Origin of the sequence: Streptomyces sp. NPDC094032 (genome assembly GCF_040303965.1) — a bacterium.
Classification (GTDB): domain Bacteria; phylum Actinomycetota; class Actinomycetes; order Streptomycetales; family Streptomycetaceae; genus Streptomyces.
Genome location: NZ_JBEOUE010000014.1, coordinates 167,028 through 192,206, shown reverse-complemented (window position 1 = coordinate 192,206; position 25,179 = coordinate 167,028). Strand labels below are relative to the sequence as shown.

General features: G+C 72.9%; 25 protein-coding genes. 11 read left to right on the top strand and 14 right to left on the bottom strand.

The window, feature by feature from the left end; genetic code table 11:
* Positions 1-34 precede the first annotated feature (34 nt).
* On the bottom strand, positions 35-1,306 hold the full coding sequence (locus tag ABTZ54_RS21330; RefSeq protein WP_351665461.1) for a sensor histidine kinase: 1,272 nt from the start codon (positions 1,304-1,306) through the stop codon (positions 35-37).
* Positions 1,307-1,344: 38 nt separating this feature from the next.
* A complete protein-coding gene (locus tag ABTZ54_RS21325; RefSeq protein ID WP_046910107.1) occupies positions 1,345-2,022 on the bottom strand; it encodes a response regulator transcription factor in 678 nt (225 codons plus the stop codon).
* 425 nt (positions 2,023-2,447) lie between these two features.
* Here ABTZ54_RS21325 and ABTZ54_RS21320 point away from each other — a divergent pair, with 425 nt between their 5' ends.
* Positions 2,448-3,968, top strand: a complete 1,521-nt coding sequence (locus tag ABTZ54_RS21320) for a peptide MFS transporter (RefSeq protein ID WP_351665459.1) — start codon at positions 2,448-2,450, stop codon at positions 3,966-3,968.
* Positions 3,969-4,041: 73 nt separating this feature from the next.
* Here the strand turns inward: ABTZ54_RS21320 and ABTZ54_RS21315 are convergent, their stop codons facing one another.
* From ABTZ54_RS21315 to ABTZ54_RS21290, 6 genes are all read right to left on the bottom strand, one after another.
* Positions 4,042-5,379, bottom strand: a complete 1,338-nt coding sequence (locus ABTZ54_RS21315; RefSeq protein ID WP_351665499.1) for a hypothetical protein — start codon at positions 5,377-5,379, stop codon at positions 4,042-4,044.
* 47 nt (positions 5,380-5,426) lie between these two features.
* Entirely contained in the window at positions 5,427-6,491 is a 1,065-nt protein-coding gene (locus tag ABTZ54_RS21310; RefSeq protein ID WP_351665457.1) for a hypothetical protein, read from the bottom strand.
* Positions 6,488-7,264, bottom strand: a complete 777-nt coding sequence (locus ABTZ54_RS21305; RefSeq protein WP_351665455.1) for a COG1470 family protein — start codon at positions 7,262-7,264, stop codon at positions 6,488-6,490. The genes ABTZ54_RS21310 and ABTZ54_RS21305 overlap by 4 nt, the downstream gene beginning before the upstream one ends.
* Complete coding sequence (locus tag ABTZ54_RS21300; protein WP_351665453.1) at positions 7,264-7,959, bottom strand: peptidase; 696 nt, start codon at positions 7,957-7,959, stop codon at positions 7,264-7,266. Before ABTZ54_RS21300 ends, ABTZ54_RS21305 begins: the two co-directional genes overlap by 1 nt.
* A 97-nt stretch (positions 7,960-8,056) precedes the next feature.
* Positions 8,057-8,488, bottom strand: a complete 432-nt coding sequence (locus ABTZ54_RS21295; RefSeq protein WP_351665451.1) for an ATP-binding protein — start codon at positions 8,486-8,488, stop codon at positions 8,057-8,059.
* Between the two features lie 65 nt (positions 8,489-8,553).
* Positions 8,554-8,919: an STAS domain-containing protein gene (locus ABTZ54_RS21290; RefSeq protein WP_351665449.1), complete on the bottom strand. Its 366-nt coding sequence runs from the start codon at positions 8,917-8,919 to the stop codon at positions 8,554-8,556.
* 170 nt (positions 8,920-9,089) lie between these two features.
* Between ABTZ54_RS21290 and ABTZ54_RS21285 the strand changes: the two genes are divergently transcribed.
* Positions 9,090-9,929, top strand: coding sequence for an RNA polymerase sigma factor SigF (locus tag ABTZ54_RS21285; protein WP_502997288.1), 840 nt, complete (start codon positions 9,090-9,092; stop codon positions 9,927-9,929).
* 146 nt (positions 9,930-10,075) lie between these two features.
* Complete coding sequence (locus tag ABTZ54_RS21280) at positions 10,076-10,276, top strand: hypothetical protein (protein WP_351665445.1); 201 nt, start codon at positions 10,076-10,078, stop codon at positions 10,274-10,276.
* A gap of 11 nt (positions 10,277-10,287) precedes the next feature.
* Here ABTZ54_RS21280 and hutI read toward each other — a convergent pair whose 3' ends face one another.
* The 4 genes from hutI to hutU form a co-directional block, all read right to left on the bottom strand.
* Positions 10,288-11,460, bottom strand: coding sequence for an imidazolonepropionase (hutI, locus tag ABTZ54_RS21275; RefSeq protein WP_351665443.1), 1,173 nt, complete (start codon positions 11,458-11,460; stop codon positions 10,288-10,290).
* Between the two features lie 135 nt (positions 11,461-11,595).
* The gene (locus ABTZ54_RS21270; protein ID WP_351665441.1) at positions 11,596-12,936 is read right to left on the bottom strand and encodes a formimidoylglutamate deiminase; all 1,341 of its coding nucleotides are present in this window, start codon (positions 12,934-12,936) and stop codon (positions 11,596-11,598) included.
* Complete coding sequence (locus ABTZ54_RS21265; protein WP_351665497.1) at positions 12,927-14,129, bottom strand: allantoate amidohydrolase; 1,203 nt, start codon at positions 14,127-14,129, stop codon at positions 12,927-12,929. The genes ABTZ54_RS21270 and ABTZ54_RS21265 overlap by 10 nt, the downstream gene beginning before the upstream one ends.
* Before the next feature lie 77 nt (positions 14,130-14,206).
* Positions 14,207-15,871, bottom strand: coding sequence for a urocanate hydratase (gene hutU, locus ABTZ54_RS21260; RefSeq protein WP_351665439.1), 1,665 nt, complete (start codon positions 15,869-15,871; stop codon positions 14,207-14,209).
* 103 nt (positions 15,872-15,974) lie between these two features.
* Here hutU and ABTZ54_RS21255 point away from each other — a divergent pair, with 103 nt between their 5' ends.
* The 6 genes from ABTZ54_RS21255 to ABTZ54_RS21230 all read left to right on the top strand — a co-directional run bounded on the left by ABTZ54_RS21255 (position 15,975) and on the right by ABTZ54_RS21230 (position 19,953).
* Positions 15,975-17,321, top strand: a complete 1,347-nt coding sequence (locus tag ABTZ54_RS21255; RefSeq protein ID WP_351665437.1) for a type III PLP-dependent enzyme domain-containing protein — start codon at positions 15,975-15,977, stop codon at positions 17,319-17,321.
* Positions 17,318-17,797 carry an SRPBCC family protein gene (locus tag ABTZ54_RS21250; protein ID WP_351665435.1) on the top strand — a complete coding sequence of 160 codons (480 nt, stop codon included), beginning with the start codon at positions 17,318-17,320 and terminating at the stop codon, positions 17,795-17,797. Before ABTZ54_RS21255 ends, ABTZ54_RS21250 begins: the two co-directional genes overlap by 4 nt.
* Before the next feature lie 150 nt (positions 17,798-17,947).
* Complete coding sequence (locus ABTZ54_RS21245) at positions 17,948-18,334, top strand: hypothetical protein (protein WP_351665434.1); 387 nt, start codon at positions 17,948-17,950, stop codon at positions 18,332-18,334.
* Positions 18,331-19,089, top strand: coding sequence for a transcriptional regulator (locus ABTZ54_RS21240; protein WP_351665433.1), 759 nt, complete (start codon positions 18,331-18,333; stop codon positions 19,087-19,089). The genes ABTZ54_RS21245 and ABTZ54_RS21240 overlap by 4 nt, the downstream gene beginning before the upstream one ends.
* A complete protein-coding gene (locus ABTZ54_RS21235) occupies positions 19,089-19,523 on the top strand; it encodes a roadblock/LC7 domain-containing protein (RefSeq protein WP_502997287.1) in 435 nt (144 codons plus the stop codon). The genes ABTZ54_RS21240 and ABTZ54_RS21235 overlap by 1 nt, the downstream gene beginning before the upstream one ends.
* A 58-nt stretch (positions 19,524-19,581) precedes the next feature.
* Entirely contained in the window at positions 19,582-19,953 is a 372-nt protein-coding gene (locus tag ABTZ54_RS21230; RefSeq protein WP_351665431.1) for a hypothetical protein, read from the top strand.
* A 13-nt stretch (positions 19,954-19,966) separates the two neighbouring features.
* Here the strand turns inward: ABTZ54_RS21230 and ABTZ54_RS21225 are convergent, their stop codons facing one another.
* On the bottom strand, positions 19,967-20,812 hold the full coding sequence (locus tag ABTZ54_RS21225) for a MurR/RpiR family transcriptional regulator (RefSeq protein ID WP_351665429.1): 846 nt from the start codon (positions 20,810-20,812) through the stop codon (positions 19,967-19,969).
* 328 nt (positions 20,813-21,140) lie between these two features.
* Positions 21,141-22,535 (bottom strand): cystathionine beta-synthase, encoded by a 1,395-nt coding sequence (locus tag ABTZ54_RS21220; protein ID WP_351665427.1) that lies wholly within the window; start codon positions 22,533-22,535, stop codon positions 21,141-21,143.
* 117 nt (positions 22,536-22,652) lie between these two features.
* Here ABTZ54_RS21220 and ABTZ54_RS21215 point away from each other — a divergent pair, with 117 nt between their 5' ends.
* Both ABTZ54_RS21215 and ABTZ54_RS21210 read left to right on the top strand, forming a co-directional pair.
* Positions 22,653-23,720: an SGNH/GDSL hydrolase family protein gene (locus ABTZ54_RS21215; RefSeq protein WP_351665425.1), complete on the top strand. Its 1,068-nt coding sequence runs from the start codon at positions 22,653-22,655 to the stop codon at positions 23,718-23,720.
* Between the two features lie 137 nt (positions 23,721-23,857).
* Positions 23,858-25,078 carry an acetyl-CoA C-acetyltransferase gene (locus ABTZ54_RS21210; protein WP_351665423.1) on the top strand — a complete coding sequence of 407 codons (1,221 nt, stop codon included), beginning with the start codon at positions 23,858-23,860 and terminating at the stop codon, positions 25,076-25,078.
* Positions 25,079-25,179: the final 101 nt, after the last annotated feature.

Below are 25,179 nucleotides of genomic sequence, written 5' to 3'. Positions count from 1 at the left end.
GGCCGCACCGACAGACCGAGAACGCCCGGTCCGCTCAGCGGACCGGGCGTTCGCGTTCCGACTCCGTGCGGCTGCGGACCTCGCGGCCGAGGAAGAGGGCGAACACCGGCGGCTGCTGCTGGAGCAGCTCCAGACGCCCGCCGTCGGCCTCCGCGAGGTCCCGGGCGACCGCGAGGCCGATGCCCGTGGAGCTGCGCCCGCTGACCGCCCGCTCGAAGATCCGCGCCCCGAGGTCGGCGGGGACGCCGGGGCCCTCGTCGGTGACCTCGATCACGGACTGGTTGCCGGTGACCCGGGTGCGCAGCGCGACCGTGCCGCCGCCGTGCATGAGCGAGTTCTCGATGAGCGCCGCCAGGACCTGGGCGACCGCGCCCGGGGTGCCGACGGCCCGCATGCCCTGCTTGCCGGAGTGCACGATGGCCCGGCCCGCGCTGCGGTAGGCGGGGCGCCACTCCTCGATCTGCTGCTTGATGACCTCGTCCAGGTCGAAGGCGACGGCGGAGCCCGTACGGGGGTCGCGCGAGTTGGTGAGCAGCCGCTCGACCACGTCGGTCAGCCGCTCGACCTGGGTGAGCGCGATCGTCGCCTCCTCCCGGACCGTGTCGAGGTCGTCGGACATGGCGACCTCCTCCAGGCGCATGGAGAGGGCGGTGAGGGGCGTACGGAGCTGGTGGGAGGCGTCGGCGGCGAGCCGGCGCTCGGCGGTGAGCATCCGGGCGATCCGCTCGGCCGAGTTGTCCAGGACGTCCGCGACCCGGTCCAGCTCGGGCACCCCGTACCGCTTGTGCCGGGGGCGCGGGTCGCCGGAGCCGAGCCGCTCGGCGGTCTCGGCGAGGTCGGTGAGCGGCGAGGCCAGCTTGTTCGCCTGCCGTACGGCGAGGAGCACGGCCGCCACCACGCACAGCAGCGCCACGCCCGCGATGATCATCAGGGTGCGGGCGACCTCGTCGGTGACGACCGAGCGGGCCTCCTCGACGGTCACCGTCTCGCCGCGCTCGCCCTCGGCGAGGCCCCGGATGACCTGGCCGCTGGGGCGGGCGCCGATCTCGATGGCGTCGCGGCCGGGGATGGTGATCCGGGCGTACCGCTTGGCGCCGCTCTGCTCGGCCAGGATGTCGGGGTTGACCGGCTCCCCGCCGATGAGCCGGCTGTCGACGATGGAGACGATCCGCAGCGCCTCGGAGTCCACGCTCTCCTGGGCGCTGTTGGAGATGGTGCGGGACTCGACGATCACCAGGGAGACCCCGAAGACGGCGATGACGACGAGCACCACGGCGAGCGTGGAGTTGATCAGGCGGCGGCGCATGGCGGGGCGGACTCAGCTCTCTTCGGGCGGAGGGAGCGTCAGCTCTTCTCGAAGCGGAAGCCGACGCCCCGGACCGTGGCGATGTAGCGGGGGTTGGCCGCGTCGTCGCCCAGCTTCTTGCGCAGCCAGGAGATGTGCATGTCGAGGGTCTTGGTGGAGGACCACCAGGTGGTGTCCCAGACCTCGCGCATCAGCTGGTCGCGGGTGACCACCCGGCCCGCGTCGCGGACCAGCACCCGGAGCAGGTCGAACTCCTTGGCGGTGAGCTGGAGCTCCTCGTCGCCCATCCAGGCGCGGTGCGACTCGACGTCGATCCGTACGCCGTGGGTGGTGGGGGCGACGGCCGGCTCGGTGGCGCCGCGCCGGAGCAGGGCCCGGACGCGGGCCAGCAGCTCGGCGAGGCGGAAGGGCTTGGTGACGTAGTCGTCGGCGCCGGCGTCGAGTCCGACCACCGTGTCGACCTCGTCGGCGCGGGCGGTGAGGACCAGGATCGGCACGGTGTGGCCCTCGGCGCGCAGCCGGCGGGCGACCTCCAGGCCGTCCATGCCGGGCAGGCCGAGGTCGAGCACGACCAGGTCGACCCCGCCCTGGAGTCCGGCGTCGAGGGCGGTCGGACCGTCCTCCCGCACCTCGACCTCGTATCCCTCCCGCCGCAGGGCGCGGGCCAGCGGTTCCGAGATGGAGGCGTCGTCCTCGGCGAGCAGTACACGGGTCATGGGGTGATGGTAGTCCGCACGGCGGCGCTGCCGGGGCGTGATCCTTCGGCCGTGCGCAACGCCTCTGGATCTTGGCGCGTAACCTGCTGATGACCTTCGATTGAAGGAAGTTGGTTCCGTCGCTACCTGTGATCCATCTCTCAAGTCCTTCCATATCCGGCACTGTCGTGTCGTATGGTGTCGAGAGTTCTGTAGCGGTAATCGGGGACCTTTGGCCGTGTTCACACGCCAAGGGTCTCTTTTCTGCACAAGACGTGCCTCGGCAGTCTTGGGAACAGTGAATGACCTGTGGGCCGGGTCCCGAACGCGATGAAGCGTCGGGGCGTGGATCCCGGGGAGGTGCGACCGCGCTCCCCCGGTGCCGGCCTCCCCCACCGGGCGCACCCCGCTCACGAAGCGCGCGTCCCGACAGAGCAAGGATCGACATGGCGTCCAGCCTGACGAAGGCTTCCGACGGAACCTCCGGTTCCGAGAAGACCTTCCTCGGCCACCCCCGTGGTCTGGCCACCCTCTTCTTCACCGAGATGTGGGAGCGTTTCTCCTACTACGGCATGAGGGCCCTTCTCGTCCTGTACCTGGTCTCCGGCGGCACGGACGCGGCCACGGGCAGCCAGGGCGGCGGTCTCGCCATGACGGCGGCCACGGCCACGGCGATCTACTCCGTGTACGTGTCGATGGTCTACCTGATGGCCATGCCCGGTGGCTGGTTCGGCGACCGTGTCTGGGGTGCCCGCAAGACGGTCGCCATCGCCGGTTTCGTGATCATGGCGGGCCACGCCTCGCTGGCGATCCCCGGCCAAGCGGCGTTCTTCGCCGGTCTGGCGCTGGTCGCCGTCGGCTCCGGTCTGCTCAAGGCCAACATCTCGACGATGGTCGGCCACCTCTACAACGGCCCGGACGACCCGCGCCGTGACGGTGGCTTCACGCTCTTCTACATCGGCATCAACCTGGGCGCCTTCATCGCCCCGTTCGCCGTCGGCACGCTGGGCGAGAAGGTCAACTGGCACCTCGGCTTCGCGCTGGCCGCGGTCGGCATGGGTGTCGGCCTCGCCTGCTTCCTGGCCTTCACCAAGAGCCTGAGCCCGAAGAGCAACATCGTCCCGAACCCGCTCTCCCCGGCGGAGCGCAAGGGCATCCTGGTCAAGGTCGCCGTCGTCGTCGCCCTCGCCGCCGTCTTCTACGGCGCCATCGTCGCGCTCGGCATCTACACCCTGAACTGGGCGCTCGTCCCGATCACGCTCGCCGGCCTGATCATCCCGGTCGCCGTCCTGACGCGCATCAAGCGCGACAAGGACCTCGACAAGAGCGAGCAGTCGCGGATGACCGGCTACATCTGGTTCTTCGTCGCCGCCGCCGTCTTCTGGATGATCTACGACCAGGGCGGTTCGACGCTGGCCCTGTTCGCCGACGGCAAGACCGCGGACACCGTCTTCGGCTTCGGCTTCCCGGCCACCTGGTACCAGTCGCTGAACCCGCTCTTCGTCATGGCGCTGGCCCCGGTCTTCGCCTGGCTGTGGCTGTGGCTCTCCCGCAAGAACCAGGAGCCCAACACCGTCGTGAAGTTCGCGATGGGCCTGGTCCTGGTCGGCGCGTCCTTCTTCGTCTTCATCGTCCCGATGAACATGGCGGGCGACGGCACCAAGGTCTCCCCGATGTGGCTCGTCTCGATCTACATGATCCAGACCATCGGTGAGCTGTGCCTCTCCCCCGTCGGCCTCTCCGTCACCACGAAGATGGCCCCGCAGAAGTACGCCTCCCAGATGATGGGTGTCTGGTTCCTCGCCGTCACCGCCGGTGACTGCACCACGGGTCTGCTCTCGCTGGCCGGTGTGGACCTGAACGGCACAGGGATCATCGCGCTCCAGGCGACAGGCGCCGTCCTGGCCGGCTTCGCGGTCTTCATGTACCGCAAGAAGGTCCAGGCGCTCATGGGCAGCGTCCACTGACCGAGCCCGGTCCCGCAGTACGCACGGAGGGCCGCCGCACCGATTCGGTGCGGCGGCCCTCCGCCGTTTCCGCCTAGCGCCGCAGACGGGCCCACGGGGTGAAGGTGAACACGGCCCCGCCGAGCAGGATCACCGTGCCCGCCACCAGGGCGAGGGCGCGCAGGGCGCCGGTGTCGTCGGCGCCGGTGTGGGCGAGGTCGTCGCCCCCGCCGGAGCCCCCGTTGGCCCCGGAGTTCCCGGAGCCTCCGGCCGCGCCGCCGGCCTGCTTGGTGGTGTCGAGCTCCAGGGAGACCGGGGAGGCGCCCTGGACCTTGCAGGGGATGACGATCTTCGCGCCGCCGAGCGTGACGTTGATGGTCAGGTCACCGGGGCTGAGCGTGGCCTTGCCGGTCGCGCCCGGCTTGTACGTGCCGGTCATGTCGGTGAGGTCGACCGGCTTTCCGGCCTCCAGGGGGGCCGGGTTCGGGGTGCCGGTGACGGTCACGGTGCCGCTGTCGGCGCCACCGATCTTGATCACCATGGACGGTGTGAGGCCTCCCTTGGGGAGCGGGGCCGGGCTGTTCATGACGCCCTTCCCGGTCTTGACGGTGAGGGCGTAGGAGCCGCCGCTCTTCTTGGCGTCGATGGTCACCTTGGAGGCGATCGAGGCGGGGCCGGGCGACGTGCAGGCCATGTTCACCGAGACCTGCTTGCCGGGGAAGTCGGTCTGACCACCGCCCCCACCGGAAGTGCCGCCGCCGGAGGTGGTCGTGGACCCACCCGACGTGGTGGTGGTGCCGCCGCCGGACGTCGTCGTGGAGCCTCCCGACGTGGTCGTGGAGCCTCCCGACGTCGTCGTGGACCCGCCGGAGGTGGTCGTCGACCCGCCCGACGTCGTCGTCGACCCGCCGGAGCTCGTCGTGCCCCCGCCGTCCGTCACCTTGATCGTGGCCGCGGCCCCGACCGACTCCTTCGGCGAGCACTTCGTGTCCGTCGAGATCGGCTTGGACACGTTGATCGTGTACTTGTCGGGCGTCAGCGTGATGTCGCCCGCCTTGTCCAGCTTCAGCTTGCCCTTCATCTCCGGCAGGATCATCGGGCTGTTCTTCTTGATCGGCGGATTCTGCCGCGGCCCCTCCATGGACAGGGTCCCGCTCCCCGCGCCGCCCACCTTGATCGTGCCGGTCGGCTTGACGGTGTCCTTGTCCAGGTCGAGGACGTCGGGGTTCTTGGAGGCGGCCACGACCGTCTTCCAGACCACCTCGACCTCGTCGCCCACCTTGGCCTGCGCCGGTGCCGTGATCTGCACCGTGGTGGTGCCCTGCACCGGCGGGAGGCCGGAGATCGAGGGCGGGATGCACTCGGTCTTGTAGGAGACCTCGGCGGCCAGCGCGGGGCTCGCGGTCAGCAGGATTCCCGCGCCGCCGAGCATCAGCGCGACGCCCGCCGCGAGCGTCCTCCGGGTCGTGCGTGTCGTGCTCACGACTGTCCCTTCGTCGTCGGACTGTTCTCTGACGGTGCGGAATGGGGGGTGAACCACGGCAGGACCGCGGTCGGCTGTTCGTCACCGGCGGTCGCCGGCGGTACGGGCACGGGGGCGCGGTCCGGCACCCGGTGGGGGTGCGGCCGCTGCCGCTGCCGTCGGCGGCCCTGCGGGCGGGTCCGGTCGACGACCGCCATGCCGATCCGGAAGAGGGCCGCCGGGACGACCACCGCGAGCAGCAGCCAGAAGAGCGTGACGCCCCACGGGCGCCCGACGCCCCACGGCTGCTCGACCAGCACCTTGCCGCCGTACCGTACGGACACCTGGTAGTCGCCGTGGGCGCCCGCCGACAGCTCGACGGGCAGCCGGATCAGGGCCTTGCGGCCGGGCGCGAGGGTGCCGCGCCACTGCCGCTCCTCGTACTGCGGCGAGAAGACGCCGTGGCTGGAGCCGACCTCGAAGACCGGGTCCTTGACCGGGGTCTGGCCGAGGTTGCCGACGGTGAAGACCACCTCGCGGCGGGGCGGGGCGCCGAACCAGACGAGGACGCCGCTGGAGCCTTCGAGCCGTACGGTGGCGAGCACGGCGAGCCGGCCGCCGCCGGTCGGCTCGGGCAGCGGCGCCGTGGGGTGCCCGGCGACGGTGAACGCGACGTCCACGACGTCCTGCTGGCCGGTGACCCCGGCCACGTGCACCACGCAGGGGCAGGGCTTGGGCGGTTCGGCGACCGGCAGCTTCTGGCTGAAGGCGCCCTTGGCGTCGACGGTGGCGGCCCGGCCGTCGGCGTTGGCGCAGGAGTTGGTGCCGCCGATGACGCCCTTGCCGGGGGCGCCCTGGCCGCAGATCAGCAGCATGAGCAGGGCGCCCGGCTTCCAGCCTGAGCCGCTGACGGTGAGCTCGCCGCCCTTGCCGCCCTCGCTCTGCGAGAGCGCGACCTTGGGAGCCGCCTCGGCCGCCGCGGGGGCGGCGGGCAGCAGGGCGAACAGCAGCGCGGCGAGCAGGGCGGCGGCCGTGCCGGTACGCAGCGGCCTCGGCGGCCTGGTCGGCCTCGTGGAGCTCATCGGGTCCTCCGTATCGCGTACGCGGTCGCGCCGGACAGCCCGAGCAGGGCGGCGGCCGCGGCGCCGACGCCCGCCACGGAGGCGAAGACGGTGTCCGCGGCGGCCGTCGCGGGGGCCGCGCCGGGGGCGGTGGCCGTCACCCGGACGGTGACCGAGTCCAGGGCGGGCGGGTCGGGCCAGGCTTCGGTGCGGGCGGCCCGCTCGCCGGGGCGCAGGGTCAGCGGCAGCGGGCGTTCGGGCCGGTCGACGAGCCGGCGGCCGAGGACGCCGTCGGCGCGGACGGCCAGGCGCGGGGCGAGCAGGGTGTTGCCGCGGTTGACGAGCGTGTAGTGCAGGGTGCCGGCCCGGTCGACGCGGACGTCCTCGACGGTGAGCGCGGCGAGCCGGGGTCCGCTGACCCGCAGCAGGAGCGGGACGAGCGTTTCGCGTCCGTCGGCGCCGGCGCGGACGGTGCCGCGCAGGTCGCCGGGCGGGGTGTCGGCGGTGACGGTCACCGCGAAGGGCACGTCCGCGCGGGTCCTGGCGGGCACGGTGACGGTCCGGGCGGCGAAGGCGACGCGGGCGCCCTGGCCGGTGAGCCGGACGGTGAGCGGGCGGGCGCCCGGGTTGGTGACGGACAGGGTGTCCTGGAGCACGCTGCCGGCGGCGCCCTCCAGGTAGACGTACGGGCGTCCCGCGGCGGGCGCCGCCGTCCAGCCGGGTGCGGGGGCCGCGCCGACCGCCCCGAGGAGGGCGAGCGCGGCGGCCCCGGTGCCGGCCCACGCCGTCCGCATCAGTGTGCCGTGCGCCGGGTGAGCCAGAGCACCCCGGCCGCGCCGGTCAGCAGCACGGTGCCGCCGAGGGTGCCGAGGGCGACGGCCGAGTCGAGCGGGCCGGTCTTGGGCAGGGTGCCCGTGCCGCCGGAGCCGCCCGAGTCGCCGGAGCCGCCGGAGTCGCCTCCGCCTGAGCCGCCGGCCGCCGTGACGTCCAGTTCCAGGGCGGGCTTGGGGTTGTTCTTGGGGGTGCAGACGGCGGCGTCCATGCCGAGCGCGTGGACGGTGAGGACCCCGGCGGTGAAGGTGACCTTGCCGCTCTTCTTCGGGGTGTACGTGCCCGTCAACCGCCCGATGCTGATGGGGGTGTTCGGCGGGATGGCGGCCGTGTTGGGGACGCCCTTCACCTGGACCTTGCCGCTGTCCGCGCCGCCGACGACGATGTCGGCGCGCGGGGTCATGACGCCCTTCGGGAGTTCGATGGGGCTGTCGGAGACGCCCTTCTGGAAGGACATGGTGATCGTGTACGAACCGCCGCTCTTGACGGCGGTGATGTCGACGGGCGAGACCGCACCCTTGGGGCCGATCTTCGTCTCGCAGGCGTAGTTGACGTCGACGACCGCCGCGTGGGCGGCGGGGGCGGTGAGCAGGACCGTCGCGCCCGCCACCGTCATCGCCGCCGTCAGCGCACCGGCCGTTCTTTTCCGGTTCGGCACCTTGAGCACCCCTCACCGCGTAACTGACGATCTATCAGATTGGCCGTCAAGGTACGCCGGGGGTCTTGCGGAGGGAAGAGAGAGGGAAGTGAAAGTCCTATGCGGGCGCGGCGAGTTCGGCCCAGACCGTCTTGCCGGGGGCGCCCGGGGTGCGGTCGATGCCCCAGGCGCGGCAGAGCCGCTGCACGATGAACATGCCGTGTCCGCCGGGGCGTCCGGCGCGGTGCGGGGTGCGCGGGGCGGGCTGGCCGGCGCCCCGGTCGGCGACTTCGAGGCGCAGCACCTCGGCGAGCCGCAGCACGCGCAGGCTCTCCGGGCCCTCGGCGTGCAGGCAGGCGTTGGTGACGAGTTCGGAGACCACGAGCAGGACGTCCTCGGCGGCGGCCCTGCGGTCGGCGGTGGCGGCCGGGAGCCAGCCCCAGTCGAGGAGCGCCTGCCGGGTGAAGTCGCGGGCCAGCGGGACGGTGCCACTGGCCGCCCCGAGGGCGAGGGTGCGGACCTCGGGGTCGCCGGAGGCGGTCTCCTTCAACGCTTCACCTCACCGATTCAACCGATTGCGAGTTCAGGACAGGGAGTCGGGCCGGCCGGGCGGCCTCAGTCGGGAAGCGCGGCTTCGAGCGACTCGTGCACGGTGAAGACGGCGTCCGCCCCGGTGATCTCGAAGACCCGGGCCACCGCGGGCGGCATGCCCGCGAGATGGACCCCGCCGCCCGCGGCGTCCGCCCTCAGGCGGGCGCCGAGCAGCACGTTGAGCCCGGTGGAGTCGCAGAAGTCGAGCCGCGAGCAGTCGAGTACGAGGCGGGAGCGTCCCTCGTCGAGGGCCCGGTCGAGTGGCGCGCGCAACAGTGCGGCGGTGTGGTGATCGAGCTCACCCACCGGGGTGAGCACCTCGCTCGCCCCCACGGTGCGGACCTCGACCCGGAACCGCCCGGGTGCGCTGCCGATGTGCTGGCGGTACATGCCCCGAACCATACAAGCGCGCCCCGCCCCACCGCACCCAACCCCCTCCCATTCCCTACCAAATCAGACAATTGCCACTTGCAACCATCGGGTCGGAGCGGGTAGGGCTAGAAGGACACGTTCCACATGGCCGGCTTGGAGGCGCCGCACACCGCAGCGAGAGAACAACGATGGAGGAGACCATGCCACCCCGGCTGGACGTCCCGGAGCTCGCGGACCTCCCGCGGATCCCGCCCCTGGACGAGATCGCGCCGCACGACGCGCGCGCCCTGTCCAAGGACCTCTTCGCCCGCCTCGGCGAGCTGGAGGAGGGCACCCACGAGTACGCGTACGTCCGCAACACCCTGATCGAACTCAACCTGGCCCTGGTGAAGTTCGCCGCCTCACGGTTCCGCACCCGCAGCGAGCCGATGGAGGACATCGTCCAGGTCGGCACCATCGGCCTCATCAAGGCGATCGACCGCTTCGAACTGGCCCGGGGCGTCGAGTTCCCCACCTTCGCGATGCCGACCATCATCGGCGAGATCAAGCGCTTCTTCCGCGACACCTCGTGGTCGGTGCACGTCCCGCGCCGCCTCCAGGAACTCCGCATCGCCCTCGCCAGGACCGGCGACGAGCTGGCCCAGCGCCTCGACCGCTCCCCCACCGTCGACGAACTCGCCCGCGCCCTGGACATCACCCCCGACGAGGTCGTCGAGGGCATGGCCGCCGCCAACGCGTACACGGCGAGCTCCCTGGACGCCCCACCCGAGGAATCCGACACCGTCCCCCTCACCGACCGGCTCGGCTACGAGGACCACGCCATCGAGGGCATCGAATACATCGAGTCCCTCAAACCGATGATCGCCTCCCTCCCCCACCGCGACCGCCGCATCCTCTCCCTCCGCTTCACCGCGGGCCTCACCCAGTCCGAGATCGGCGAGGAACTCGGCATCTCCCAGATGCACGTGTCCCGGCTCCTCTCCCGGACCTTGGCGCGGCTGCGGAGGGGGTTGACGGCGGAGGAGTGAACGCGGCGATCCTTACCGACGGAGTCGCCATGTCGCGTACCGCCCATCACGTTCCGCCCTCGCACGGCCGGATCGCCGGGAAGCGTCGTCCCGGCGATCCTTGGCATGCCGTGGTGCTGTACGACCGCCGCCACGGGAGAAGAACCGTGGCCGTGTACTCCTTCCCCCGGCACAGCCGGGACCGCTCCGTCGCGCGCATGGCGGCGGTGGAGGAGCGCCGGGCCCGGCAGCGGCTCCGGGCGCGGCTGGGGGTCGTCGTGCGGCTGGCCAACTCCCCTGCCGGGGAGGTCGACGCCGTGGACGTGCCCCCGGCCCGGCACCGGCGCGCGGCGCTCTGGCTGGCCTGAGCCGCCCGCCGTCAGGCCACCCGCGCCCCCGCGCGCCAGACCTCCGACACCAGCGGGACGCCCGGGCGGTAGGCCAGGTGGACGTGGGACGGGGCGGACAGGAAGGTGAGGTCGGCTCGGGTGCCGGGGGTGAGGCGGCCGACGTCGGTGCGGCGGAGGGCGGCCGCGCCGCCGGCCGTGGCGGACCAGAGGGCCTCGTCGGGGGTCATGCGCATGTCGCGGACCGCGAGGGCGATGCAGAACGGGACCGAGGACGTGAAGGACGAGCCCGGGTTGCAGTCGGTGGACAGGGCGACCGTCACGCCCGCGTCCAGGAGGCGGCGGGCATCCGGCCACTGCGCCCTCGTCGAGAACTCCGCGCCGGGGAGCAGGGTCGCGACCGTGTTGCCGGAGGCGAGGGCGTCCACGTCCGCGTCCGTCAGGTGCGTGCAGTGGTCCGCGCTCGCCGCGTCCAGTTCGACCGCGAGCTGGACGCCGGGGCCGTACGACAGCTGGTTGGCGTGCACGCGCGGGAGGAGGCCCTTCGCCTTGCCCGCCGTCAGGATCGCCCGCGCCTGGTCGCCGTCGAAGGCGCCCTTCTCGCAGAAGACATCGACCCAACGGGCGTACGGGGCACAGGCGTCCAGCATCTCGCCCGTCACCAGGTCCACGTAGGCCGCCGGGTCGTCGGCGTAGTCCGGGGAGACGATGTGGGCGCCCAGGTAGGTGACCTCGTCCGTGTGCTCCGCCGCGATGCGGAGTGCGCGGGCCTCGTCCTCGACCGTCAGGCCGTAGCCGGACTTCGTCTCGAAAGTGGTCGTGCCCTGCTGGAGGGCCTCCCTCATGTAGCGGGCCACGTTCGCCGAGAGGTCCGCGTCCGTGGCGGCGCGGGTCGCCGCCACCGTCGTACGGATGCCGCCCGCCTTGTAGGGCTGGCCCGACATGCGCGCGTTGAACTCGGCGGTGCGGTCGCCCGCGAAGACGAGGTGCGAGTGGGAGTCGACGAAGCCGGGGATCACGGCGCGGCCGGTCGCGTCGACCTGGCGGTCGGCTGCGGGGGCCTGGGAGGCGGGGCCTGCCCAGGCCACCTGGGTGCCGTCCAGGACCAGGGCCGCGTCCGTCAGCAGGCCGAGGGGCGAACCGTCGCCCAGGGTCGGGTCGTTGGTGACCAGGCTGGCGATGTTCGTGATGAGCGTGGTGGTCATGAGTGCTCTCCGTGGGTGGGGCGGGTGCGGCCGGGTGGGTGGTTGTGCCCACCCTCCCCCAGACTTCGTCCGGGGGGACCCCCAGCCCTGCGGAACGATTGCCCACAACCGGGGGCGGCGTGGGCGGGCGGGCCGTCAGTCTCTGAGGGCCGCGATCGACTCCGCGAGGGCTCGGCCCGCGTCGGGGACGGACGCGTGTACCCCGTCGCGTACGACGTGGCGGCCGCCCACGACCGTGTGCCGGACGTCCGCTGCCGACGCTGCGAATACCGCCGTCTCGGCTGCCAGGCGCGGTACCGGGCCGGCCGTCCTGACCGAGTCCAGGGCGATCGTCGCGAAGTCGGCCAGGGAGCCCGTCTCCAGGGTGCCCGCGTCCGGCAGGCCCAGGGCCGCGTGGCCGTCGGCCGTCGCCGCGCGGAGGAGGGCGGCGGCCGTCCAGTGGCCTCGGGTGCGGGTGCGCAGGCGCTCGTTCAGTTCCATCGCGCGCGCCTCCTCCAGGAGGTCGACGACCGCGTGGCTGTCGCTGCCCAGGGAGAGGGGCGAGCCGGCGCGCTGGAGGGCGGCCGCCGGGCCGATGCCGTCGGCCAGGTCGCGTTCGGTGGTGGGGCACATGCAGGTGCCGGTCGAGGTCGAGCCGATCAACGACACGTCCCCGTCGGTGAGGTGCGTGTTGTGGACGCCCGTCGTGCGCGTGCCCAGGACGCCGTGCTCCGCCAGGAGCTGGGTGGGGGTCATGCCGTGGGCCGCCAGGCAGGCGTCGTTCTCCGCCGTCTGCTCGGAGAGGTGGACGTGCAGCGGGGCCCGGCGTCCCCGGGCCCAGTCGGCGACCGTCGCCAGCTGGTCGGCCGGGACGGCCCGTACGGAGTGGATCGCCGCGCCGATACGGACGCCCTCCCGCTCCTTCAGCGCCGAGACCCGCTCCGCCCACGCGTCCGCCGTGCCGTCGGTGAAGCGGAGCTGGTGCTGCTCGGGGGCCGCGCCGAAGCCCGAGGAGAGGTAGGCCGTGTCGAGGAGGGTGATGCGGATGCCCGCCTCGCCCGCCGCCGCGATCAGCGCCTCGCCCATCGCGTTGGGGTCGGCGTACGGGGTGCCGCCGGGCGCGTGGTGGAGGTAGTGGAACTCGCCGACGTTCGTGATGCCGGCCAGCGCCATCTCCGCGTACACCGCGCGGGCGAGCGCGAAGTAGCTGTCGGGGGTGAGGCGTTGGGCGACGGTGTACATCACCTCGCGCCAGGTCCAGAAGGTGCCGGAGCCCACCTGGACGGTGCCGCGCAGCGCGCGGTGGAAGGCGTGCGAGTGGGCGTTGGCCAGGCCGGGGATCGTCAGGCCGCGGAGGGCCACCGCGCCTGGGGGCGGGGTGGCGACGTCGGTGCGGACCGCGGCGATGCGGCCGTCCGGCGACACGTCCAGGGCCACGCCCGGCTCGACGTTCGTGTCGAGCCAGGCGTGCTCCAGCCAGTAGGTGGTCACCTGCACGCCAGGTCCTCCAGTACATCGGCGAGTGCGAGGACGCCCGCCACGCAGTCGTCCTCGGCCGCGAACTCGGCCGGGGAGTGCGAGACGCCCGTGGGGTTCCGTACGAACAGCATGGCGGTCGGGATCGACGCGGAGAGGATTCCGGCGTCGTGTCCCGCGCCCGTTCCGAGGACGGGGACCTTGTCGCCGGTCCGGTCCAGCAGGATCCGGCTCAGCTCGTCGCGCAGCGCGTGCGAGAAGTCCACGACCGGGGTGAAGGACTCGCGGACCACGGTGAGGTCGATGCCGGCCCGCTCGGCGTGCTCGCGCGCGGCCGTCTCGACGCCCGCGATGAGCGCGTCCAGGGAGCCCTGGTCGGCGGCGCGCGCGTCGAGCCAGCCGCGCACGAGGGACGGGATCGCGTTGACGCCGTTCGGCTCGACGGCGATCTTGCCGAAGGTGGCGACGGCGCCCGCGAGTTCGGCCTCGCGGCGGGCGGCCAGGACCGTCTCGGCGTACGTGAGCATCGGGTCGCGCCGGTCCACGAGCCGGGTGGTGCCCGCGTGGTTGGCCTCGCCCGCGAAGTCGTACCGCCAGCGGCCGTGCGGCCAGATGGCGGAGGCGATGCCCACGGCGTCGCCGGACAGGTCCAGGGCCCGGCCCTGCTCCACGTGGAGCTCGACGAAGGCGCCGATGCGGGCGAGCCGCTCCGGGTCCGCGCCGATGGCCTCGGGGTCGTATCCGGCGGCCTCCATCGCCTGCGGGAGGCTGATCCCGTCGGCGTCGCGCAGCTCGAAGGCCTTCTCCTTCGTCAGCTGCCCGGAGGTGAGCCGGGAGCCGACGCAGGCGAGCCCGAAGCGGGCGCCCTCCTCGTCGCCGAAGTTGACGATGGCGAGGGGCCGCCGGAACGAGACGCCGCGCCTGCGGAGTTCGTCGAGGGCGGCGAAGGAGGACACCACGCCGAGCGGGCCGTCGAAGGCGCCGCCGTCGGGGACGGAGTCCAGGTGCGAGCCGGTGACGACGGCGTCACCGGCGGCGGGGTCGCCGAGCCAGGCCCACTGGTTGCCGTTGCGGTCGGTCTCGACGTCGAGGCGGCGGGCCTCCGCCTGCATCCGGAACCAGAGCCGGCAGTCGGCGTCGGCCGCGGTCCAGGCGTGCCGGCGGTAGCCGCCGGAGGCCGCGTCGCGGCCGATCGGCGCGAGGCTGTTCCACATGGCGTGGAAGGTCGGGGAGGTGCCCGCCGAGGCACCCCGGGAGCCCCGGGGTGCCTCGGCGGCGCCGGAAGGCGAGGTCACGCGGAGTCACCCTCGCGCATCGGCACCCGTACGCCCTTCTCGTCCGCGACGCGCTCCGCGATGTCGTAGCCCGCGTCGACGTGGCGGATGACGCCCATGCCGGGGTCGTTGGTGAGCACGCGGCGGATCTTCTCGCCCGCCAGCTTGGTGCCGTCGGCGACCGAAACCTGGCCCGCGTGGATGGAGCGGCCCATGCCGACGCCGCCGCCGTGGTGGATGGAGACCCAGGACGCGCCGGAGGCGACGTTCACCATGGCGTTCAGGAGCGGCCAGTCCGCGATGGCGTCGGAGCCGTCGAGCATGGCCTCGGTCTCGCGGTACGGGGAGGCCACCGAGCCGCAGTCCAGGTGGTCGCGGCCGATGGCGAGGGGCGCGGCGAGGGTGCCGTTGCCGACCATGTCGTTGAACATGTCGCCGGCCTTGTCGCGCTCGCCCTGGCCGAGCCAGCAGATGCGGGCGGGCAGGCCCTGGAAGTGGACGCGCTCGCCGGCCATCTTGATCCAGCGGTGCAGCGACTCGTTCTCCGGGAAGAGGTCGAGGATCGCCTTGTCCGTCTTGTGGATGTCCGAGGCCTCGCCGGACAGGGCGGCCCAGCGGAACGGGCCCTTGCCCTCGCAGAACAGCGGGCGGATGTAGGCGGGGACGAAGCCGGGGAAGGCGAAGGCGCGGTCGTAGCCGGCCAGCTGGGCCTCGCCGCGGATGGAGTTGCCGTAGTCGAAGACCTCGGCGCCCGCGTCCATGAAGCCGACCATGGCCTCGACGTGCCGGGCCATCGACTCGCGGGCGCGGGTGGTGAAGCCGGCCGGGTCCTTGGCGGCGGCGTCGGCCATGTCGTCGAAGGCGACGCCGACCGGGAGGTAGGACAGCGGGTCGTGGGCCGAGGTCTGGTCGGTCACGATGTCGATCGGGGCGCCCTCGGCGAGCATCTGCGGGAGCAGTTCGGCGGCGTTGCCGAGCAGGCCGATGGAGAGCGGGCGACGGGCGTCGCGGGCCTCGGTCGCCAGCTGGAGCGCGTGGGCGAGGTTGTCGGCCTTGACGTCCAGGTAGCGGTGCTCGATGCGGCGCTCGATGGCGCGCGGGTCGACGTCGATACAGATGGCGACGCCGTCGTTCATCGTCACGGCGAGCGGCTGGGCGCCGCCCATGCCGCCGAGGCCGGCGGTGAGGGTGATGGTCCCGGCCAGGGTGCCGTTGAACTTCTTCGCGGCGACGGCGGCGAAGGTCTCGTAGGTGCCCTGGAGGATGCCCTGGGTGCCGATGTAGATCCAGGACCCGGCGGTCATCTGGCCGTACATGGTGAGGCCGAGGGCCTCCAGGCGGCGGAACTCCTCCCAGTTGGCCCAGTCGCCGACCAGGTTGGAGTTGGCGATGAGGACGCGCGGGGCCCACTCGTGGGTCTGCATGACGCCGACCGGGCGGCCGGACTGGACCAGCATGGTCTCGTCCTGCTTGAGGGTGCGCAGGGTGCGGACCATGGCGTCGAAGGAGCGCCAGTCGCGGGCGGCCTTGCCGGTGCCGCCGTAGACGACCAGCTTGTCGGGGTGCTCGGCGACCTCGGGGTCGAGGTTGTTCTGGAGCATCCGGAGGGCGGCTTCCTGCTGCCATCCCAGGGCGCTCAGTTCCGTACCGCGCGGGGCCCGTACGGGGCGGGGTCCTGACATGGCGGTGCCTCCTCGAATGTGGTTCAGATATTCACATCCTGACCGGCTGAATAGAAGTAGTCAACAGCTGCGCCGTCACCCCACCCGGTGGTGGGATGGGGAGATGGCTTCCTCACGTCGCGACCAGGCCGTCCGCGCCGCCGTAGAACAAGGACTCCTCACTCCCTCCGAACCCGTCGTCGCGCTCCTCGACACCGACGGCATCCGCGCCTCCGCCGCCGCCCTGACCAGCGCCTTCGCCGCCGTCACCGACGCCCCCGTGCTGCACGCCTTCGCCGTGAAGGCCGCCCCGCTCGTACCCGTGCTGCGCCTGCTGTACGAGGCGGGGCTCGGCGTCGAGGTGGCCAGCCCCGGCGAGCTCGCGCTGGCCCGCGCGGCCGGCGTGCCACCCGCCCGTACCGTCCTGGACTCCCCCGCCAAGACCCCCGCCGAACTGCGCCAGGCCCTCGCCCTGGGCATCGCCGTCAACGCCGACAACCTCCAGGAGCTGGCCAGGCTCGACGCGCTGGTCGCCTCCGCGCCCACCGCCTCGCCGCTCGGCCTGCGGGTGAACCCGCAGATCGGCGCCGGGTCCATCGGCGCCCTGTCGACCGCCACCGCCACCTCCAAGTTCGGCGTGGCGCTGCGCGACGACGGCGCCCGCGAGGCCGTCGTCCAGGCGTACCTCGACCGCCCCTGGCTCACCCGGCTGCACACCCACACCGGCTCCCAGGGCATCCCGCTCGCCCTGATGGCCGAGGGCGTCGGCACCGCCTACGCGCTCGCCGAGGAGATCAACGCCAAGGCCGGCCGGCAGCAGATCGACACCCTCGACATCGGCGGCGGGCTCCCGGTGAACTTCGCCTCCGACGAGGAGACCCCCAGCTACGCCGAGTACGCCGCCCTGCTCGCCGCCACCGTCCCCGGCCTGCTCGACGGGCGCTACGCCCTGGTCACCGAGTTCGGGCGCTCGCTGCTCGCCAAGCACGGCACGGTGCTGGCCCGCGTCGAGTACACCAAGGTCTCCGGCGGGCGCCCGATCGCCGTCACCCACGCCGGCGTCCAGGTCGCCACCCGCACGGTGTACGCGCCCGAGTCCTGGCCGCTGCGCGTCCTCGCGTACGACTCCCAGGGCCGCCCCCGGGTCGGCGAGGAGACCGTCCAGGACGTGGCGGGACCCGCCTGCTTCGCCGGGGACCTGCTGGCCACCGGGCGGTCGCTGCCGCTGCTGCGGCCGGACGACGTGGTGGCCGTGCCGGACACCGGCGCGTACTACTTCGCCCACCACTACGCGTACAACAGCCTGCCCCGGCCCGCCGTCCACGGATTCACCCCGACGGACGACGGCGGCATCGCCTTCAGCACCGTCCGCAGGGCCCAGAGCCTCGACGAGATCGTGGCCGAGGCGGGCGGCGACCGGCCCGGCGCGCTCCTGCGGGAAGGGCCCGGCGGTGGTCCCATGAAGCCATGACAGGAACCACCTCCGTGGTCGTCGAGCGCCGGGTCGCCGCCTCCCCCGGGCGGGTCTGGGAGTCGATCACCGACCTGCGGGACATGCCCCGGGTGCTCAGCGGCGTCGAGAAGGTCGAGGTGCTCACCCAGGGCGGTTTCGGGGTGGGCACCCGCTGGCGCGAGACCCGGCGGATGATGGGCAAGGCGGCCACGGAGGAGATGACCGTGACCGCCTGCGAGCCGCCCGAGCGCTATGTCACCGTCGCCGACTCGCACGGCATGCACTACGTCAACGAGATCGCCCTGCTCCCCGAGGGCCCGGCCGTCTCGGCCGAGGCGACCACCCTGCGCATGACCTTCAGCGCCCGCCCGGCCCACGACCGCAAGCCCGGCCTGGCCACCCGGCTGCTCAGCCGCTTCGGCGCGCGGGCGGTCGCCCGCGCCCTCGCCAAGGACCTCGCGGAGCTCGCGGCGGCGGTCGAGAGCCGGGCGTAGGGCGGGCCCGGGGGCGTCTTCCGGACGGACCTAGCACGCCTCTGACAAATTCCTCTGGAAAATGCCAGAACCCCTCCCCCGGGCCGCGACGTTGAGTAGCGTCACGATCACTGCCGTACGCCCGCACGCCGCATCGGGAGGGGATCTCGCGTGCCCGGAATCGACGAGTGCCTACTGGAGGCCATGGGCCTGCCGGGGGCGCGCGGCGCCTGGCTGGTCGACTGGACCAGTGGGCTGGCCCTCGGCTCGGCGGGCGAGTCCCCGGTCGGCGACCACGAGACGACGGCGGCCGAGACCGCCGAACTGGCCCGCGCGGCGGCCGAGTTCGAGTCGCCACCCGGCGGGACGGTGCCCGAGGCCGCCCCCGTCGAGGACCTGATCCTCACCACCCGCACCGGCTACCACCTGCTCCGCTTCGTCGAGACCGCCTTCGACAGCAGCGTCTTCCTGCACCTCTGGCTCGACCGCGACGCGGGGAACCTGGCCCTGGCCCGCATCCGGCTCGGCGACCTCGCCGAGAGGCTGGTCCTCGGATGACCGTCTCCCCGATGCTCACCCGCCTCGCCGCCGAGAAGGCGACCGGCGCCCTGCTCCGCGACCACGGCACGCTCTACCTCGTCGACGGCCGGGTCGTGCACGCCGAGAGCCCCTCCGCGCCCGGCCTCGACGTGCTGCTCACGACCGGCGGACGGCTGCCCCGCGAGCGCTGGGACGAGGCCGTGGACCGGGCCGGGGCGCACCGCGCCGTCGGCCGCTTCCTGGTCGACAGCGGCCGGCTGCACGACGGCGAGCTGGAGATCTGCCACCTCGGCGCCGTCTTCGACGCCGCCTTCTTCGCGCTCGCGCCCACCAGCCGCCCGAGCCGCTTCCGGTACGGGGTGGGGCACTGGTTCGGCGCGGTGCGGCCGGTCGACGCCGAGGCCGTCGAGCGTGAGACCGTCCGCCGCCGCGAGCTCCTCGACAGCGTCTGGCCCTACCCGGCCGTCGACACCGCGCCCGTCGTGCCCCGCCCGGCCGCCCCCGGTCAGCCGGTGGGCGCCCGGCAGCGGGCGCTGCTCGCGGCGGCCGACGGGGCGCGGACCCCGGCGGAGATCGCGCGGGCGCTCGGCAGGCCCGCCTTCCACACGCTGCTCGACGTGCGACGGCTCGCGGCGGCCGGGCTCGTCGAGACCCCGAGCGAACCGCCGCCGCCCGACCCGCCCGCCGTGCCCGCCTGGGTCGGCGAGGTCGCCACCGACCCGGACATCGCCCTGCTCCGCCGGCTCCGCGACGCCCTGGAGGCAGCACTGTGATGAGGCGTGCCCTGCGCCTGCGCGCCGAGAGGAGACAACTGATGACCGCAGAAGCCGAGGTCCTCGGCGAGCTGAGACGGCTGCGGGCCCGCCTGCCGCAGCTCACCGGGGCACTCGCGGCCAGCGCCGACGGTCTGGTGCTGGCCCGGGACACCGTGGACGGCGAGGCGGAGAGCGTGGCCGCGCTGACCGCGGCGGCCCTCGGCGTCGGCCGGCGGCTCACCGAGACGACCGGGCAGGGCGGCTTCCGCGAGCTCCTGGTCCGGGGCGAGCACGGCTATGTGGCGACGTACGCGGCGGGCGGCTCGGCCGTCCTGACCCTGCTCGCCGAGCCCCGGATCAACGTGGGGCGGCTCCATCTGGAGGCCCGCCGGTCGAGCGCCCGGATAGGGGAGCTCGTGGACGGCGCGCTGGAACGCAGAGAACTGAACTGAGACCTGAACCGACCGCACACCCCTCTGTCCCGAACTCACCCGAAGGAAGTACGTCAGCATGGCGAACACCGAGACCTCCCTCAAGGAAGCACTCCAGATCGACGGCGCGCTGGGCGCGGCCCTCGTCGACTACACGAGCGGCATGGCGCTGGGCACCATCGGCGGCGGCAAGGAGCTCGACCTGGGCATGGCCGCGGCGGGCAACACCGATGTGGTCCGGGCCAAGCTGCGCGCGATCGAGATGCTGGGCCTCCAGGAGGAGATCGAGGACATCCTGATCACGCTCGGCACGCAGTACCACCTGATCCGGCTGCTCAAGGCCCGTGGCAACACCGGCCTGTTCCTGTACCTCGCGCTCGACAAGGGCCGGGCCAACCTGGCGATGGCCCGCCACCAGCTGAAGAAGATCGAGTCGGAGCTGGAGGTCTGACGCCCCGGAGGACCTACTCCACGAACAGCCCGCGCGCGGCCGCCTTGGTGTCGAACTCCTCCAGGCGGGCCTGCGCGTCCGGCAGCCCGTCCGCCATCGCCTCCAGGAGCACCCGGCCGAGCAGCATCGGCGCGCAGGCGGTGTCGAAGGCGAGGCCGGTGCCGACGGCCGCCGGGATGAGCAGGTCGCTGTGGGCGGCGACGGGCGCGAACGCGGACTCGGCGACGGTCACCACGGTGAGCCCGGCCGAGCGCGCGTACTCCAGGGCCTCGACGACCTCGCGCGGATGCCGGGGCAGCGCGAAGCAGAGCAGCGCCGTGGCCCCGGCGCGTACGGCGGCGTCGACGCGGTCGGTGAGCATGGTGCCGCCCTCGTCGAGCAGCCGGACGTCCGGGTGCACCTTGGCGGCGAAGTAGGCGAAGCCCCGCGCCTGCGAGGACGCGGCCCGCAGACCGAGCACGAGCAGCGGCCGGGAGCCGGCGAGCAGCCGCCCGGCCCGCTCGACGGGCGCGGGGTCGGCGAGCAGGTCGGCGAGGTGCCGCAGATTCTCGATCTCGGCGAGGACGGCCTGCTGGTACTCGTTGTACCCGGCCTCCTCCCGCTCCTCCTTCACCGCCGCCGCGGGCACGCTCTCCCGCAGGTGCCTGCGCAGCGCGGGGTAGCCGTCGAAGCCGAGGGCGACGGCGAAGCGGGTGACGGAGGGCTGGCTGACCCCGGCCAGCTCGGCCAGCTCCACGCTGGACAGGAAGGGCACGTCGGCGGCGCGCCGGACCATGCAGTGCGCGATCCGTCGCTGGGTCGGTGTCAGCCGCTGCCCCTCGAAGAGCGTCTGCAGCCGTCCGGCCGGGCTGTCGCTCATGCCGTCCCCCTTCCGCCTATTCAGTCACCTGGAACTCTGCATGAGGATATGCAGGCAGGCAAGGGAGGCGGTGACGGGGACCGGGCGGAAGGCTTGCGCGGGGACCGCCGCACCCCCGTTTCCGGGGGGCGGGACGACGGCGGTCCCCGCGAGGGACACGGGCCCGGGTCAGGGCCGGTCCGCGTCCATGGCGTCGATGGAGGCCCGGGAGCCGCTCCGGAGGTCCGTGACGCCGACGAGTCCAATCTGCCGGACGCGTGTTAAGCGGGTGCTGCGGGTACGTGTCGCGCTCGTACCAGTTGCGCGAACGCACCCGCGGCCGGGTGGATCAGTGCTGCTTCGCGGTCCCGTTGGCGGCGAGGAAGGCGAGCAGGTCCTGGCGGCTGACCACGTCGGTCGGCTTGCCCTCGACCAGCACGATCGCCGCGTCCGCCTCACCGAGGACGGACATCAGGTCGGCGACCGGCTCGCCCGAGCCGACCTGCGGCAGCGGGGCGCACATGTGGTGCTCCAGCGGGTCCTCCAGGGCGGCCTTCTGGTTGAAGAGGGCGCTCAGGAGCTCGCGCTCGACGACCGAGCCGACGACCTCGGCGGCCATGACGTCGGGGTGACCGGCGCCGGGCTTGACGATCGGCATCTGGGAGACGCCGTACTCGCGCAGCACCTCGATGGCCTGGCCGACCGTCTCGTCCGGGTGCATGTGGACGAGCGAGGGCAGGCCGTGCGACTTGTGGCGCAGCACGTCGGCGACGGTGGCGGAGGTGGTGTCCTCCAGGAAGCCGTAGTCGGCCATCCACTCGTCGTTGAAGATCTTGGAGAGGTAGCCGCGGCCGGAGTCGGGCAGGATCACCACGACGACGTCGTCCGGGCCGAGCTCCTTGGCGACCTCCAGGGCGGCGACGACCGCCATGCCGCAGGAGCCGCCCACGAGCAGGCCCTCCTCCTTGGCGAGGCGGCGGGTCATCTGGAACGAGTCCTTGTCGGACACGGCGACGATGCGGTCGGTGCCGGTCCGGTCGTAGGCGGTCGGCCAGAAGTCCTCGCCGACACCCTCGACCAGGTACGGGCGGCCGGAGCCGCCGGAGTAGACCGAGCCCTCGGGGTCGGCGCCGACGATCTGGACCTTGCCGCCGCTGACCTCCTTCAGGTACTTGCCGGTGCCGGAGATGGTGCCGCCGGTGCCGATGCCGGCGACGAAGTGGGTGATCTTCCCGTCGGTCTGCTCCCAGAGCTCCGGGCCGGTGCTCTCGTAGTGGGAGCGCGGGTTGTTCGGGTTCGAGTACTGGTCCGGCTTCCAGGCGCCCGGGGTCTCACGGACGAGGCGGTCCGACACGTTGTAGTACGAGTCGGGGTGCTCGGGGTCGACGGCCGTGGGGCAGACGACGACCTCGGCGCCGTACGCCCGGAGGACGTTGATCTTGTCCGTGGACACCTTGTCGGGGCAGACGAAGATGCACTTGTAGCCCTTCTGCTGGGCCACGATCGCGAGGCCGACGCCGGTGTTGCCGGACGTGGGCTCGACGATGGTGCCGCCGGGCTTGAGCGCCCCGCTCTCCTCGGCCGCCTCGATCATGCGCAGCGCGATGCGGTCCTTGACCGACCCGCCGGGGTTGAAGTACTCCACCTTGGCCAGGACGGTGGCCTGGATGCCCGCAGTGACGTTGTTGAGCTTCACCAGCGGGGTGTTGCCGACGAGGCTGATCATCGAGTCGTGGTATTGCACCGTAATCTCCGGGGTCTCCGTAATGGTGTGGCCAGCGTATTGCGTGCGATGCGTAGACGGAGGCGCTTACGGGGCAGTGAGTAGTCACGAGGTGGCTCGAAGGAGGTGACGGCCCTGATGTCCAGCGCGAGGGTGGCACGGCGGATCGCGGCGGGTGCGGCGTACGGCGGCGGGAGCATCGGCCTGCTCGGGGTGGCGGCCGTCGGGGTGCTGCTCGCCGAGGTGCAGCTGGCCAAGCGGTCGGTGGGGGGCGGGGTGGCCCCGCTGCCGCCGGGCGCGGACGGCCGGTACGGACACGCGTACGGCACGGAGACCCCGCTCAGGCTGGCCCTTCTGGGTGATTCCACGGCGGCCGGACAGGGCGTGCGCCGCACGGGGCAGACCCCGGGGGCGCTGCTGGCCTCCGGGCTCGCGGCGGTGGCCGAGCGCCCGGTGGACCTCAGGAACGTGGCCCTGCCCGGGGCCCGCTCGGACGATCTGGAGCGGCAGGTCTCGCTGCTGCTCGCCGGGCCCGCCGGGGCGCCCGACGTGTGCGTGATCATGATTGGCGCGAATGACGTCACCCACCGGATGCCGGCGACCCAGTCGGTGCGCGCCATGGCGTCGGCGGTGCGCCGGCTGCGGACGGCGGGCGCGGAGGTGGTGGTCGGGACCTGCCCGGATCTGGGCACGATCGAGCCGGTCTACCAGCCGCTGCGCTGGCTGGCCCGGCGGGCCTCGCGGCAGCTGGCGGCGGCGCAGACGATCGTGGTGGTGGAGCAGGGCGGCCGGACGGTGTCGCTGGGCGACCTGCTGGGGCCCGAGTTCGCGGCGAACCCGCGCGAGATGTTCGGCGTGGACAACTTCCACCCGTCGGCGGAGGGGTACGCGACGGCGGCGATGGCCCTGCTCCCGACGGTCTGCGCGGCGCTGACCCTGTGGCCGGAGGCGGACCGGATCGACGTGGACCGGCACGAGGACATGCTGCCGGTGGCGAAGGCGGCGGCCGAGGCAGCGAAGGAGGCCGGCACGGAGGTCAGCGGCGCCCGCGCGCCATGGGCCCTGCTGAAGCACCGCAGGCGCCGGCGGCTGCCGGTGCCGGGGGCGCCCGCCGCGGAACCCGAGGGCGCGGACGGGTCACGGAAGGGCGGGGAGGCCGGGGAGGGCGGTCCGGGCTCCCGGAGCACCCCCGTACGACAGGACTGAGCGGAGGCCCGGAAAACAGGACTGAGCGTACGCTTAGAAAAGAGGTCCGCATCACATGCCGCGGCCGGTGACCCCATGCGGTACGTACGGGTAACTTCCCTTTCAGTCCGCCCACCCAGCACCCTCCTGGAGCCGTGATGCCCGAAGCCGTCATCGTCTCGACCGCCCGCTCCCCGATCGGCCGGGCCTTCAAGGGCTCCCTCAAGGACCTGCGGCCCGACGACCTCACCGCCACGATCATCCAGGCCGCCCTCGCCAAGGTCCCCGAGCTCGACCCGCGCGACATCGACGACCTGATGCTCGGCTGCGGTCTGCCCGGCGGCGAGCAGGGCAACAACCTGGGCCGGATCGTGGCCGTGCAGATGGGGATGGACCACCTCCCCGGCTGCACGATCACCCGCTACTGCTCCTCCTCGCTCCAGACCTCCCGTATGGCCATGCACGCGATCAAGGCGGGCGAGGGCGACGTCTTCATCTCGGCCGGCGTCGAGATGGTCTCGCGCTTCGCCAAGGGCAACTCGGACTCCTGGCCCGACACCCACAACCCGTTCTTCGCCGAGGCCGAGGCCCGCACCAAGGCCGTCGCCGAGTCCGAGGGCTCGACCTGGCACGACCCGCGCGAGGACGGCATCGTCCCCGACGCGTACATCGCCATGGGCCAGACCGCCGAGAACCTGGCCCGCTGGAAGGGCATCACCCGCCAGGAGATGGACGAGTTCGGCGTACGGTCGCAGAACCTCGCCGAGCAGGCCATCAAGAACGGCTTCTGGGAGCGCGAGATCACCCCGGTGACGACGCCGGACGGCACCGTCGTCGCCACCGACGACGGCCCGCGCGCGGGCGTCACCCTGGAGGGCGTCTCCGGCCTCAAGCCGGTCTTCCGCCCCGACGGCCTGGTCACCGCCGGCAACTGCTGCCCGCTGAACGACGGCGCCGCCGCGCTCGTGATCATGTCCGACACCAAGGCGCGCGAGCTGGGCCTGACCCCGCTGGCCCGGATCGTCTCCACCGGCGTCTCCGGCCTCTCCCCCGAGATCATGGGCCTCGGCCCGGTCGAGGCCTCGAAGCAGGCGATCCGCCGCGCCGGCCTGACCACGTCCGACATCGACCTGGTCGAGATCAACGAGGCCTTCGCCGCGCAGGTCATCCCGTCCTACCGCGAGCTGGGCTTCGACCTGGACAAGGTGAACGTCAACGGCGGCGCCATCGCCGTCGGCCACCCCTTCGGCATGACGGGCGCCCGCATCACCGGCACCCTGATCAACAGCCTCCAGTTCCACGACAAGCAGTTCGGTCTGGAGACCATGTGCGTGGGCGGCGGCCAGGGCATGGCCATGGTCATCGAGCGCCTCAGCTAACCGCCCCGCGTCCAAGCCGTGACCGAATCTCCCCCAGGATGTGACCTACGTCCCGGGGGAGCCTCGTTTCCGCAGGTCACAGGCGTTTCGGGACTAAACGC